We start from the raw sequence: 12,775 nt of genomic DNA, 5'->3' as shown, positions 1-12,775 counted from the left end.
AGTTTTCAAAGGTCTACATTGTTTGTCGCGTTGTTTCAGCAACTTTTATATCTTAACAGGTTACTGAGTGAATGTCAACAACTTTTTTGAAGTTTTTTTAATTTCAAAATTCATTGTTCGGCTTTTGCTGTATCAGCAACGTTTATTAATTTACCACTTTATTAATCAGCGGTCAACTATTTTCTTCAAAAAAAAGAAACTTATTTTTATAAGCTTCTTTTTGGTAATTATTCAAATAATGGTACACCTTCAATTTCAATCGTTCCGAGGATTTTTCTAACACTGTCTGGACTCTCCCAGGCAAATCCCTCGGGTAGCTCTGTAGCTTGTTCACTAGCCATTTCAAACACATACAGCGGCAAACTGGCGCCGTGGGATTGTGTGTTGGTTAACTCGACTAACCGAATATCATTAACATTAATATGTAGTGTAGCTTTCAAAAAATTCAAAAAACTAGCTAAAACGGTGTTTTCAGCTTTGGTATCAGTGCGGGCAAATTCCTTATCTTTTCCTATCTCATGAACTAAAAAACGCTTCGATCCATCTTCTAAATGCAACATGATTGTTCCTGACACTTGTTTTGTCACAATTTTCACCTCTGCAAAAGCTAATCGTAAATCGCAATCATTGTATCATGTTTTCAGAAAAAAAGATATTCTTTGCATAAAATAGCGACTAATTTTCAACTCGCTCTTTCAACAGAAAGTCAATTGCTTCATCCGTCCAATGCGGCATGTTTTTCTCTAAAGACCGAAAACCGATGTTTTTATTGCGATTTGTAAAGTAGCGTTTCCTATGATAAGGGGCTTCAGTAGAATGCTCTGCTAGTGTCCGTATTGACAAACTGATTTTCTTAGTGAACTCATCAATGTCAATAACTTGAACTTTCACTGATTGACCAACTTCTAAAAAGCTGTGAATATTTTTTGTATAGCCAGACTGCACTTCAGATATGTGGACCAATCCTTGGGTCTGATCGTCTAACGAGATGAACGCTCCATACGGTTGAATACCTGTAACTTGTCCTTCGATAATATCTCCAATTTTATATCCCATTCATTTCCCTCTCTTCGCATGTTTCATTATACTGTATTTAGAAATAAAATTGAAGTTAGCAAACAGGAGGAGAAGAAATGACAAATTTTGAACAACCAATCGATCGTCTTGGTTCTGATAGTGTCAAATGGGATACTATTCTCAAGACGTATAAAGAAGAGAATTTATTGCCGCTCTGGATTGCCGACATGGATTTCAAAGCACCAGCTGGTGTTTTACAGGCTTACCAAAAATTATTGAATCACGGAATTCTAGGCTATGCAGATACACCTGAACAGCTTTACACTGCAATCATCAATTGGGAGCAGGAGCGCTTCCACCTTGCCTTAGAAAAGGAAGATATTCTTTTCTTCTCTGGCGTTTTAGCTGGAATCACTACGGCCATCCAAGCATTTACTAAACCAAATGACACAATTTTGATTCACGACCCAGTCTACCCTCCTTTCGCGAATATCATCACGACGAATAAGCGGCAGTTGGTTCGCAGCCAATTGATCGAGGAAGATGGCCGCTTTGTGATGGATTTTGCTGATATGGAAGAAAAATTCAAACAGCACCAGGTAAAAGTCATGATCTTGTGTAATCCTCATAATCCTGGGGGCCGAGTATGGACGAAAGAGGAATTGCATCAACTGGGAGAACTTTGCAGAAAGTATCGTGTATTAGTATTGAGTGACGAGATTCACCAAGACTTGGTGTTTTCACCTAATAAGATGACATCTTTCTTTAATGCGGGGGAAAATTTCAGTGATTTTAGCCTGCAATTCACTTCAATGACTAAGACCTTTAATCTAGCGGGAATCAAAAATTCAGTCGTTTTTGTAAAAAATGAAAAGCTGCGTAAACAATTAAGTCGTAAACAAGAGGAAAACTTCCAACAGGAAATTAATACCTTTGGTTTAGTCGGCATGGAGGCAGCTTACAAAACAGGAGAGGAATGGCTGGCTAAGTTACTGCCCTATATTCAATCAAATATATCCTATACGATTGAATTTTTCCAAGAGCATTTACCTAAAGTATCAGTCATGAAACCAGAGGGAACTTACCTATTATGGTTGGATTTTTCGGAGTATGGAATTTCTGATGAGGACTTGGAAGAACGATTGGTTCATAAAGGGAAAGTTGTTTTGAATACGGGTATTAGTTACGGACCTAGTGGTAAACAGCATATGCGTTTGAATGTCGCTTGCCCGCAGGTCGTCCTTAAAGAGGGGCTGGAACGAATTGTTACTGCCTTAAGTTAAAAAAAATACGGCCGCTTGGCCGTATTTTTTATTCAGTAATTTCAATTGATTCAATCACGACATCGTGAACAGGTTTGTCTTGAGCACCACGTTTAACGGCCCCGATTTCATCAACTACATCCATGCCTTCAGTCACATGCCCAAAAACGGTATGACGGAAGTCTAACCAAGGCGTTCCACCTTGTTTGTAGGTTTCAATGATTTCACCAGGAAATCCTGCTTCTTCTAACTGCGCCATCATATTAGCAGGTACATTTTGACTATTTACGATAAAGAATTGACTGCCGTTTGAGTTCGGACCTGCATTCGCCATAGATAATGCACCACGCAGGTTGAACAAGTTGCGTGAAAATTCATCTTCGAATTTTTCGCCATAAATACTTTCGCCGCCCATGCCCGTTCCGGTTGGGTCGCCGCCTTGGATCATGAAGTCAGGAATGACACGGTGGAAAATCACGCCATCGTAATAACCTTTCTTTGCTAGTTCAACAAAGTTCTTCACTGTCTTTGGTGCTTCTTCAGGGAATAATTGTACGGTAATGTCCCCCATATTCGTTTTAATCGTCGCTTTTGGACCTTTTTCTTCTGCTAAGTTTAATTGTGGAAATTGAGTCACTAAAATGTCCTCCTTTATTTTTTCTGTGTCTATCATAACAAACTTTTCTCGTTTTGCCACCTCTTCAAGCCAAGCGTTTCTTTCTCTTTCATTTATTTGTTACAATCGATGGGAAGAAAGGGTGTTGATATGGAAATTTTTGATATTACGATCGTAGGTGCAGGACCAGTCGGCATGTTCGCGGCATTCTATGCAGGGATACGTCAAGCAAAAACAAAGCTGATCGACAGCTTGCCGCAGTTGGGCGGACAGTTGACGACACTTTATCCTGAGAAAAATATTTATGATATTCCCGGCTTTCCGATCGTAAAAGCAGCAGATCTGGTGGGCAACTTAGAGAAACAATTACGAACTTTTTCCCACACCTATTGTTTGGACGAAGAAGTTTTGGAGATAAAACAGCATGAAGACTACCTCGAGTTGGTAACCAGCAAGGATAGCCATTACACTAGAGCGATCGTACTCGCTATCGGTAATGGTTCTTTCCAACCAAGACGCTTGATGATCGAGGGCTCGGACAAATTTGAAAACCACGGAATTGATTACTACATCAATGATCTGATGAAATACGCTGGAAAGAAAGTCGCCATCGCGGGAGGCGGTGACTCCGCAATTGACTGGGCCTTAATGCTGGAGCCGATCGCGGCTGAAGTGTCGATCATCCATCGCCGTGATAATTTCCGCGGACATGAACACAGTGTCCAAAAATTAAAAGAGTCTTCAGTCAATATTTACACGCCGTATATCCTAAAAGAACTTCACGGTGAACGAGAATTGGAAGATCTAACTTTACAAAAGGCGAAAAGTGATGAGACAATTACATTGAACGTGGATTACTTGATCGTCAACTACGGCTTCTCTTCTTCTCTGGATCACCTAAGGTCATGGGGGTTAGAAAGTACACGACAAGCAATCCTTGTTGAATCCGACATGCGCACGTCGATTCCTGGTGTCTACGCCTGCGGGGATATCGCTACATATGATGGCAAGGTGAAATTGATCGCAACCGGTATGGGCGAAGCCCCCACCGCTGTCAATAACGCGCTTCATTATGTAAATCCTAAAAATCGCACACAGTCCGGACACAGCACAAGCTTATTTCCACAAATCTAGATTTAACGGAGGGACGATATGGTATTTGAAACTACTGCTCTTGAACAAAAAGCCCGCGAGTTATTAGAAGAACGCGGCGTTACCATCAGAGACATTGCAGACTTGGTCTTCTTTTTACAAAAAGATTATATCGAAAAATTAGACATCGAATTATGCATCCAAAGTGTGAATCGTGTTTTAACCAAACGTGAGGTCCATAACGCTATTATCACCGGTATCGAGCTGGACAAGCTAGCAGAACAAAAGAAGCTGGACTATCCACTACAAAATATTTTAGAAGAAGATGAAGGGTTATACGGTATTGATGAAATCATGGCCCTTAGCATAGTCAATGTCTATGGGTCTATCGGTTTTACCAACTACGGCTACATCGATAAAGTAAAACCTGGTATCTTAAAGAAACTCAACGAACACGATGGCGTGCACGTCCATACATTCCTAGATGACCTTGTTGGCGCGATCGCAGCGTCCGCTGCTAGTCGTTTGGCCCATGAACACCCGCGAAAATTGGACTCGATTGTCAAATAAGAGCATTAAAAAAAGAGCCTAGCGCTCTTTTTTTAATGCTCTTCTGCCGAAATAAATTGGTAAGAGATAAAAAATCTCCAGCAATACGAAAAATAAAATAAAGCAATGCAAGAAAAATGTCTCCGGCAAAACATTAATGATCGGATCAGTCGCCGGATTAAAGATCCAAGCGTCATTATTAAAAAAGACGCCATGGAACATAACGAAGAAGCGATCAAAATTCACTGCCATCAAAAAGGCGATCACGATCGGAACAACAACTGCGATCCGAAATGGTTGAATCAGCTTCCACAGAGACTTCTGCTTGACTAAATGGCGCAAATAGAGAATGCTTGGAATGATCGTTGCTAACAATAAGCCATAATTTAGCAGGAACAGCTTTTTCACTTCGTAAAAATGCAAGGCCCCACTAGATGAGACGGGAAAATCCGTCATTTTGAGTGTTTCTACCCACGGAAGATTTAAATAGCGCATCAATTGATCAAAGTTATGCAGCAATTCCTTTTCGGAAATTGTCGTATAGTCCAGCAGATTTAAATGACCGATATCAAACTGATACAGCCAGCGGGCATTGATCGTCAATGTGATCGCCAGTGTCAGCAAAGTCACCAGCAAACATAGTAATCCGATACGTTCCAGCCACTTATTCTTCATCGAAACGCCATTCATCTAACGAGTCCACTAAATAAGTTGGCGGTACTGGCAAAGTCGGTACATCTGATTTCTGGGTAAAGCCAGACAGAACTAAGAGCGAATCAATCTCATTATTGATTCCCGCCAAGATGTCCGTCGTGTAATTGTCTCCCACCATCAAAACATCCGCTTTTTCCATGCCTAAGATTTCTACTGCTTTATCCATGATGATCGCTTCGGGTTTGCCAATGTAAATCGCCTCTTGCTGAGTAGAGGCTTCTAACATCGCAATCACTGATCCAGCACCAGGTAATAACCCACGCTCAGTTGGAATATTTTTATCTGGATTTGTCCCGATGAAGGTCGCGCCTTTTTGAATCGCCAATGTGGCGACAACGAATTTTTCATAAGTAACTTCAGTGTCTAAACCGATTACTACATAATCGGGATTTTCTTCTTCCCAAACGTAACCGGCAGCTAGAATTGGATCAATTAAACCAGGTTCACCGATCACATACACTTTCTTCCCTTTGCTTGCGTCATTCATATAATCAATGGTCGCAAGTGTGGCCGTATAGACGGTCTCCGGACCAACATGGATAGAGAATTCATTGGCTAATCGATTTGCTACCGTCTCTGGTGTTTTGGTCGTATTGTTGGTCAAAAATAAAAATGGAATCTGGCGTGCTTGCAATTGCTCCACAAAGCGGCGGCCAGCAGGGATCGGTTCGCTTCCGCGATAGATCGTTCCATCTAAGTCAATCAAATATCCTTTGTACATCCTATTACTCTTCCCTTTGACGAATCACGAAGCGTTCGTCTTTTTCTTTCGTCTTTGTTGGTGTTTCTTTTTTCGGTTGACGATTTTTGATGATTGGTTTCTTCTTTGGTTTATCCGTTACTGGAGCTTTCTTCTCTTCGACAAAAGCTTGCGGCTTGTCTTTACGTTTTCGTTTACGTTTTTTACGTGTCTGTTGACGTTTGCCGCCTGTTCGCTCCAACACAAAATAAGCGCACCCGAAATTGCAGTACTCGTACAAATAATCTTCTAAAGTATCAATTCGCTGCTCAGGCAAACTTTTCCGATCATCTTCCCGGAAAAAACCTTTCAATCGCAACTGGTCATAGCCCCAGTCACCAACGATATAATCATAGCGTGTTAAGACCTCACTAAAGCGTTCACCTAAACGTTCGGCATCAAAGCCTTCACGATAATTTCTAACTAAGCGGTATTGGCGTTCGCCAATCAAAAGATTACTATCGTCAACAAATACGACGGTTTCACCTTTTTTCTTTTCTTCAGCGGGTGTCTCAACGATTTCATCTAAGACCTCAGCCAATTCATCTGTGACTGTTTTTTCTGGATTGTTTTTCTGCTCTTTTTTGTCTCTTTTTTCTTTTGCCATCGTTTCACCACCTGTTTGCTATTATACCTTGTTTTTATTTGATTGGATAGTGAGTGTGGAGATAGTCGCCCAAAACGCTGCGAATGAAATCCGGGAATATAAATTCATAGCGGCCTGCGATCTCGATCGTTGGGAAGAACGGTACAAACATAAAATGATCTACCGTTGCAATCGTGTAATCCAACTCAGGGTCAACCAATTCACCGAGCCAGCGGACTTGATGATTTACTGGATCGTATTCGATCCCATCATAAACCAAATGACCGAAAATTTTGCCGCGAAAGCCCATCCCCATTACCGGAAAGTTGATCAGAAAATGGCGATTCTTCTCCATCTCTAAAATCAGTCGGATCAAATTTTCTCCATCCAGTGTTACTTTGATCAAGTGCATCGGATGCGGCAAAGCTGTGTGAAGCTGATCTTGATTGACAATCCCAGCGGGTACGTCCGTCAAAAATAAGCCAGAATTTAAAACGGCTGCGTCAGTCCCCGCCGCTTCTTTTACCGCCGCCAGCGTATAGTTAATCATCGGATGGTCCGCCTGCAGATCAGTACTCATACTAAAGGGAACATCAGCGACCTTTTTATCCGCTAACAAACGATGGCCTTCTGCTAGGTACCCATCAATTTCTTCTTGATCTTCTGGCAGCTCCAGCATTTTTTCTGTAGGGAAGGTTCTGGCGGAGGTTTTCTGGATGCGATGGTCTTCATCAACCGTCACGTGCACTTCACCGACATAATAGCCATACTTTCCTGCCGCAGTTAATTGCACACCATTGATTTTTTCGCCGTTTTCAAACAGATGGTGCGTATGTGAGCCTAACACCACATCAATCTCTGGTAATTCACGAGCGATTTGCCGATCAACACTTATTCCAAGATGACTCATTAATACCAAAACATCGACTTTAGGTCGAAGCTCTGCCACCAGCTCAGGTAAAATATCCATTACTCGACGAATATCCCAACCATTCGGATTATATGTCAACGGAAAAGGAGCTGTGAATGCCAATAAGCCGACTTTCGTCCCTTGCTCCGTTGTAATAATCTTAGATTGCCGCGCCCATTCCGGCGGCTGCAGTGTCTGCTTGTCGAAGAGATTATCTAGTACGATGTCAAAATTCGCCTGATCATACAGATGATTCAATTCGTTTTTAGAACTCCCAACCCCTTCATTATTTCCGATCGTCGCTGCATCATAATGAATTTGATTCATTAGTTGCACATTGGCTTGTCCATGGGTCGCCTCAGTCAATGGATGCCAGCGATCAACGAAATCACCAAGATCGACAGTGATAACTTGTTTGTCAATCGTTTCTTCCTGCTTGCGAGTCAATAGAAAACGACGAAGCTTCGGCCAATTTTCTAAATGGGAGTGAAGATCATTGGTATGTAAAAGAATAATTTTTTCCATTATTCTACCTCTTTTCAACTCTTATTGTTCCATCTATAGTAACATATAGCTCAAGAAGGCTGAACGAACTCGTTCGCTAAAAAGCAGGTGAAAAGATGAAATTTGAATCGATACTTGGATCGATTTGGCTCGATGCCAATCAAGATGCTTTAGTTGGCATCTCATATACTCCAATTGAAGAAAATCCTTTAGCTAATCAAGAAATTCTGCAGACTGCCAAGAAACAACTCTTAGAATTTTTAGCCGGAGAACGGAAAAATTTCGAGGTTCCTTATGTTTTTGAAATGGGTACAGATTTTCAGAAGGGAGTCTGGCAGGCCTTAACAGAAATTCCTTATGGCGAGACTTGCAGTTATCTGGATATCGCTGAAAAAATTCAAAACGTCAAAGCCGTTCGCGCGATCGGGCAAGCGAATCGTAACAATCCGTTACCGATCCTCGTTCCGTGCCACCGAGTGATCGGAAAGAATGGAAAGCTCGTCGGTTATTCTGGCTCCAGTCAAGAAGGTCTGAAAATCAAAGAACAATTACTCGTGATCGAGAATCCGGCACTGCAAGAGATCACCCTTTTCTAACACAACTAACTCATAGTACAAAAACACCGTTGCTGAACGAAAAGTCCAGCAACGGTGTTTTTTAACTTGATGATGAAGAGGCTGCCGCCTCGTCTTCTTTGACACAGTCGATCGCGATTACTAGCGAGACAATCAATTCTTCTAACGCGTCATTCAAAATTGTAATCTCATACGTATCGCCCCAAGATATCCAGCGCTTATTGATCTCAGCAACTTTTCGACCCTTTTGCGATACTTCAAAATCCATATCCCACCAGTTCCCATCAACGCTCAAGTCTTCGGCGTCAATCGAGTACTTCGCCTTTAAGAAGCTCAAATGTTTTGAAATTTCGATTTGATCCTTACCATCTATCTCAACAAAGAACTTTGGCAAAAGACTGATCGTTTTCTTAGTGATCTTGCTGACTTCTCTTCCTTGTTCATTTTCAACACTAAAAGTCTTGGGAATCTTCATAAAGCTGCCTTTGACCGAATATCTCAGACGTTGATCCTCATCCACCACAGTAAACTTTTCGCCAATACTAAAAACCTTTTGCTTAATGTATAACTTTTTCATTCGCCTTCCTCCTTATTCGTTTTAAAGTAATAATTTTTCCAAGAGAAAAATTAGTTTGATTCGAATGCCGTATATCATTCAACTAAAGTGCTCAATCGGAAACTTAACCATTCTAGCTAAATACTTATCTGACCAAGTATCCTGCGAAAAGTTGAGCTGACACCCTTATTTTTCTGATAAATCACCTGTATTTATAACTGGCTGTGTCCCTTTATCCGTGATGATCGAAACAAGCAGATTATTGATCAATTGAACCTTCCGGTCGTCTGTAAAATGAATGTCCTGACCATTTTCGATTTGCTCCAACGCCATTTGGGTCATTGTCACCGCACCTTCCACGATCGTTTGACGCGCAGACAAGATTGCTTTAGCCTGTTGTCGTTGTAACATTGCATTCGCAATTTCGGTTGCATAAGCTAAGTGATTTAGCCTAGTCTCAATGACTTCAACCCCAGCCATCGCCAAACGCTCCTGTAATTCTTTAGCCAGCTCTTCCGATACCTCGGTCGTATTCCCCCGCAACGTTAAATCATCATCATTAAAGGTGTCATAAGGATATTGAGTCGCGATGTGACGAATAGCTGTCTCACTCTGAATCTCCACGAAATCTAAGTAATAATCCACATCGAACAACGCTTTAGCGGTATCAACAACCTTGAAAACAACGACTGCTGAAATTTCGACAGGATTTCCATCAGAGTCATTGACTTTTAAAAGCGAGCTGTTGAAATTTCGGACCTTCAATGACACAGGGATTTTTCTGGTCAACGGAGTTGTAATGAACAGACCATTATCTTTGATTGTCCCAAGATACTTTCCAAAGAACAAAACAGCTTTCGCTCTATTTGGTCCAACAATCGTTAAAGAACTTAAGAATAGGGCCGCAATGATCCACAAGATAACTCCCAAAAAAATCCAACCGAAGCTTTCTTTAGTACTTCCAGTAAACACGGACCAAAAACCAATTACAAAAACCACGATCAATCCAACTAAACCTAAATAGCCATTAATATGAAATGCTTTTTTCTCTCTCATCGCTACACCCCCAAAATTTAATAGCTTAAGTTTACGCCTATTTTGAAAGAGCTTCAATTAATTTCCACTAAATATAACTAGCTATGAAAAAAGCAGGTAGTCGCGATTCCGCTCCCATACCTGCTTTAGACAAAAGAAAAAGCAAGCTCGCAAGCTTGCTGTAAAGTCATTTATATCAGACACATGCCGGATCCTACTTAGTGCTGCTTCCTTCCAGACCTGACACAATTCACAGGCCCGGCATTGTCCTGCCTTTCGGCAAAAAATAGTATAACAAACTCTAGTCGTTTTGGCTAGTCTTTTTTTTACGTGCTCGAATCGCTCTAAAAAAATTGGTCAATAGCATCCCGCACTCTGCTTCTAGAATGCCGCCCTCAACATACGCGCGATGGTTAAAACGTTCATCTGTCAATAAGTTCATCAACGTACCGGCTGTTCCGCCTTTAGGATCATAGGCTCCAAAATAGACTTCTTCCACCCGCGACAAGATCATACCGCCGCTGCACATGGGGCAAGGCTCCAACGTGACGAACAACTGGCACTCTTCCAATCGCCAGCTATTCAAATGACTGCAAGCCTCTCTAATCGCGAACATCTCCGCATGACTCGTCGCATCCTGACTATGCTCGCGCAAATTATGCCCTCGCCCAATAATTTCACCATGGTAGACCACGATCGCGCCAATCGGAACCTCGGCGATTTCTTCCGCCTTTTTCGCTTCCTTAATTGCTTCCTGCATAAAAAAAATTTTTTCTTCCTCTGTTACCCGACTCTCACGTTCCATTTTTTTCCTCACTCTTTTTCAATAAGTAATCAACTTACTTTAGCATAACTAGCAGTCAACTCGGAATAAAAAAAGGTTTTTTATCAAAAAAAGATGCACCATCGCTGGCACACCTTCTCTACATTACTTTGTCTACAAAATCCATCAATCGGTCTTTTAAATCTTCGGTCGTATCTTTGATGGACTCACCATAGACCGATACTCGCTTTTTTCCAGTCTTGATCTTGTCTAAAATACTCATGATGTTATCTAAATCTTCATCTGAAAGTTTATCAACGATCGCTAGCAGTGTTTCACTGCCATCAAACTTAGCATTAACAAAACGCTTTACTTTGCATCGATTTGAAACATGGCGAGCTTTTTCAATCAGCTTCCCAGAAGCGATTACAGCTGTAGCAGTACTGGCTGCAACAACAACGCCTACTCCGATTTTGATTTTGGTCGATTTTTTCATGGTATCAGCTCCTTTATTTTATGATACCACACTCTTAAAAATATCAGTAATAAGAACTACCAAGGAATGAAAGCGCAAACTTTAAAATAGCAAAATAAAGAACCGACGATTTGTCGGTTCTTAGTCGCGGCTTCGATTGCCAAAAAGCAAGACCAGCCGTAATAATTGTAGGAATGTCGCTAATGCTGCTGCCACATAAGTCAACGCAGCCGCAAATAGCACTTTTCGAGCCGCCGCCAGTTCATCTTCTGCCAGCATATCCCCATCACGTAAAATACTCAACGCACGCCTTGAAGCATCGAATTCCACCGGCAATGTCACCAACTGAAAAACTAAAGCCAATGAAAAGGCCAAGATTCCGATGTTGATCAATGTCTGATTCCAGCTCATAAAGACGCCTAGCATGATCAATGGAAAAGAAAGTGTCGATCCGATGTTTGCTACTGGTACGATCGCCGCCCGTAATTTCAACGGAATATAGTGCTTCGCATCTTGGACCGCATGACCGCATTCATGTGCCGCCACACCAATGGCAGCTACCGACGTAGACTGTGCAGTTGACTCAGATAAGCTCAGCATTTTATTGCCGCTATTATAATTATCGGTCAGATCTCCGGCAATTTGCTGGACACCGACATCATTAATGCCCTGACTGCGTAAAATATATTCAGCCGCTTGAGTTCCTGTGACACCCTTGCTGCTGCGAAACTCGTCATACTTGCGAAAAGTTGAATTGACATAAGCAGAAGCAAGACCAGAGATAACTAGCCCGGCAATGACTAATAGAAACGTGGGATCTAGAAAATTATAAAATGATCCATACCCATACATATACATTCTCCTCTAATCAAAGATAATTTTACTGTTTATGATAAACAGTTTCCTAATCTTAGTTTAGCATGAAAGCCGTGAATTTTTTATGAAAACAACTCTAAGAATCTCTCTAGCTTATAACTTCTTAACAAATTCTGACTTCAATTTCATTGGACCGAAGCCATCAACTTTACAATCAATATTGTGATCGCCTTCGACTAGGCGAATATTCTTGACCTTGGTTCCTTGCTTGATGGCACCCGAAGCACCTTTGACTTTCAAATCTTTAATGACCGTCACACTGTCACCGTCTTGTAACTGATTGCCGTTACTATCTTTGACAACCAATCCTTCTTCAACGACATCACTCTCCGACCACTCATGTCCGCACTCTGGACATACAAATAGACCGCGATCCTCATACGTATACTCTGACTGACACATTGGACAATTAGGCATAATCTTCCTCCAGTAAATTTATTTTCTAAATATTTAGTTTAGCGGAAACCCTATGACTTGAAAAGCTTTTCTTAAAAAAAGACAGCTTT

At 41.4% G+C, this 12,775-nt stretch carries 17 protein-coding genes and 1 other RNA gene; 4 read left to right on the top strand and 14 right to left on the bottom strand.

Going from position 1 to position 12,775, the window contains the following annotated elements; genetic code table 11:
• Positions 1–227: 227 nt before the first annotated feature.
• Positions 228–590, bottom strand: a complete 363-nt coding sequence (locus E6139_RS09640; protein WP_316402855.1) for a hypothetical protein — start codon at positions 588–590, stop codon at positions 228–230.
• Between the two features lie 85 nt (positions 591–675).
• The gene (locus E6139_RS09635) at positions 676–1,056 is read right to left on the bottom strand and encodes a CvfD/Ygs/GSP13 family RNA-binding post-transcriptional regulator (protein WP_316402852.1); all 381 of its coding nucleotides are present in this window, start codon (positions 1,054–1,056) and stop codon (positions 676–678) included.
• A 77-nt stretch (positions 1,057–1,133) separates the two neighbouring features.
• On the opposite strand from E6139_RS09635, the gene E6139_RS09630 reads away from it, so the two are divergent.
• Positions 1,134–2,300 (top strand): MalY/PatB family protein, encoded by a 1,167-nt coding sequence (locus E6139_RS09630; protein ID WP_316402851.1) that lies wholly within the window; start codon positions 1,134–1,136, stop codon positions 2,298–2,300.
• Positions 2,301–2,328: 28 nt separating this feature from the next.
• Here the strand turns inward: E6139_RS09630 and E6139_RS09625 are convergent, their stop codons facing one another.
• Positions 2,329–2,952 carry a peptidylprolyl isomerase gene (locus tag E6139_RS09625; protein WP_316402850.1) on the bottom strand — a complete coding sequence of 208 codons (624 nt, stop codon included), beginning with the start codon at positions 2,950–2,952 and terminating at the stop codon, positions 2,329–2,331.
• Between the two features lie 93 nt (positions 2,953–3,045).
• Here E6139_RS09625 and E6139_RS09620 point away from each other — a divergent pair, with 93 nt between their 5' ends.
• Both E6139_RS09620 and E6139_RS09615 read left to right on the top strand, forming a co-directional pair.
• The gene (locus E6139_RS09620) at positions 3,046–4,029 is read left to right on the top strand and encodes an NAD(P)/FAD-dependent oxidoreductase (protein ID WP_316402849.1); all 984 of its coding nucleotides are present in this window, start codon (positions 3,046–3,048) and stop codon (positions 4,027–4,029) included.
• An 18-nt stretch (positions 4,030–4,047) separates the two neighbouring features.
• A complete protein-coding gene (locus tag E6139_RS09615) occupies positions 4,048–4,557 on the top strand; it encodes a phosphatidylglycerophosphatase A (protein ID WP_316402848.1) in 510 nt (169 codons plus the stop codon).
• Between the two features lie 18 nt (positions 4,558–4,575).
• Here the strand turns inward: E6139_RS09615 and E6139_RS09610 are convergent, their stop codons facing one another.
• From E6139_RS09610 to E6139_RS09595, 4 genes are read right to left on the bottom strand one after another with little or no spacing between them, the layout of a single operon-like run.
• Entirely contained in the window at positions 4,576–5,211 is a 636-nt protein-coding gene (locus E6139_RS09610) for a TIGR01906 family membrane protein (RefSeq protein WP_316402847.1), read from the bottom strand.
• The gene (locus E6139_RS09605) at positions 5,201–5,971 is read right to left on the bottom strand and encodes a TIGR01457 family HAD-type hydrolase (RefSeq protein WP_316402846.1); all 771 of its coding nucleotides are present in this window, start codon (positions 5,969–5,971) and stop codon (positions 5,201–5,203) included. The genes E6139_RS09610 and E6139_RS09605 overlap by 11 nt, the downstream gene beginning before the upstream one ends.
• 4 nt (positions 5,972–5,975) lie before the next feature.
• A complete protein-coding gene (locus E6139_RS09600; RefSeq protein ID WP_316402845.1) occupies positions 5,976–6,596 on the bottom strand; it encodes a YutD family protein in 621 nt (206 codons plus the stop codon).
• A 34-nt stretch (positions 6,597–6,630) separates the two neighbouring features.
• Positions 6,631–8,010, bottom strand: coding sequence for a bifunctional UDP-sugar hydrolase/5'-nucleotidase (locus E6139_RS09595; RefSeq protein WP_316402844.1), 1,380 nt, complete (start codon positions 8,008–8,010; stop codon positions 6,631–6,633).
• A 95-nt stretch (positions 8,011–8,105) separates the two neighbouring features.
• On the opposite strand from E6139_RS09595, the gene E6139_RS09590 reads away from it, so the two are divergent.
• Positions 8,106–8,585, top strand: a complete 480-nt coding sequence (locus E6139_RS09590; protein ID WP_316402843.1) for a methylated-DNA--[protein]-cysteine S-methyltransferase — start codon at positions 8,106–8,108, stop codon at positions 8,583–8,585.
• A gap of 61 nt (positions 8,586–8,646) precedes the next feature.
• Here E6139_RS09590 and E6139_RS09585 read toward each other — a convergent pair whose 3' ends face one another.
• The 7 genes from E6139_RS09585 to E6139_RS09555 form a co-directional block, all read right to left on the bottom strand.
• A complete protein-coding gene (locus E6139_RS09585; RefSeq protein ID WP_316402842.1) occupies positions 8,647–9,141 on the bottom strand; it encodes an LURP-one-related/scramblase family protein in 495 nt (164 codons plus the stop codon).
• A 165-nt stretch (positions 9,142–9,306) separates the two neighbouring features.
• The gene (locus E6139_RS09580) at positions 9,307–10,176 is read right to left on the bottom strand and encodes an SPFH domain-containing protein (protein ID WP_316402841.1); all 870 of its coding nucleotides are present in this window, start codon (positions 10,174–10,176) and stop codon (positions 9,307–9,309) included.
• A 170-nt stretch (positions 10,177–10,346) separates the two neighbouring features.
• Positions 10,347–10,430, bottom strand: an RNA gene (gene ffs / locus E6139_RS09575) — signal recognition particle sRNA small type.
• A gap of 26 nt (positions 10,431–10,456) precedes the next feature.
• Complete coding sequence (gene tadA, locus E6139_RS09570; RefSeq protein WP_316402840.1) at positions 10,457–10,960, bottom strand: tRNA adenosine(34) deaminase TadA; 504 nt, start codon at positions 10,958–10,960, stop codon at positions 10,457–10,459.
• A gap of 118 nt (positions 10,961–11,078) precedes the next feature.
• Positions 11,079–11,414, bottom strand: coding sequence for a hypothetical protein (locus E6139_RS09565; protein ID WP_316402839.1), 336 nt, complete (start codon positions 11,412–11,414; stop codon positions 11,079–11,081).
• A 120-nt stretch (positions 11,415–11,534) separates the two neighbouring features.
• The gene (locus E6139_RS09560; RefSeq protein WP_316402838.1) at positions 11,535–12,245 is read right to left on the bottom strand and encodes a zinc metallopeptidase; all 711 of its coding nucleotides are present in this window, start codon (positions 12,243–12,245) and stop codon (positions 11,535–11,537) included.
• 117 nt (positions 12,246–12,362) lie between these two features.
• Positions 12,363–12,686 carry a zinc ribbon domain-containing protein YjdM gene (locus E6139_RS09555; protein ID WP_316402837.1) on the bottom strand — a complete coding sequence of 108 codons (324 nt, stop codon included), beginning with the start codon at positions 12,684–12,686 and terminating at the stop codon, positions 12,363–12,365.
• Between the last annotated feature and the right edge of the window lie 89 nt (positions 12,687–12,775).

The organism is Enterococcus sp., from assembly GCF_032555305.1.
Lineage (GTDB): Bacteria > Bacillota > Bacilli > Lactobacillales > Enterococcaceae > Enterococcus_A.
This window is presented reverse-complemented; position numbering and strand designations above follow the sequence as displayed.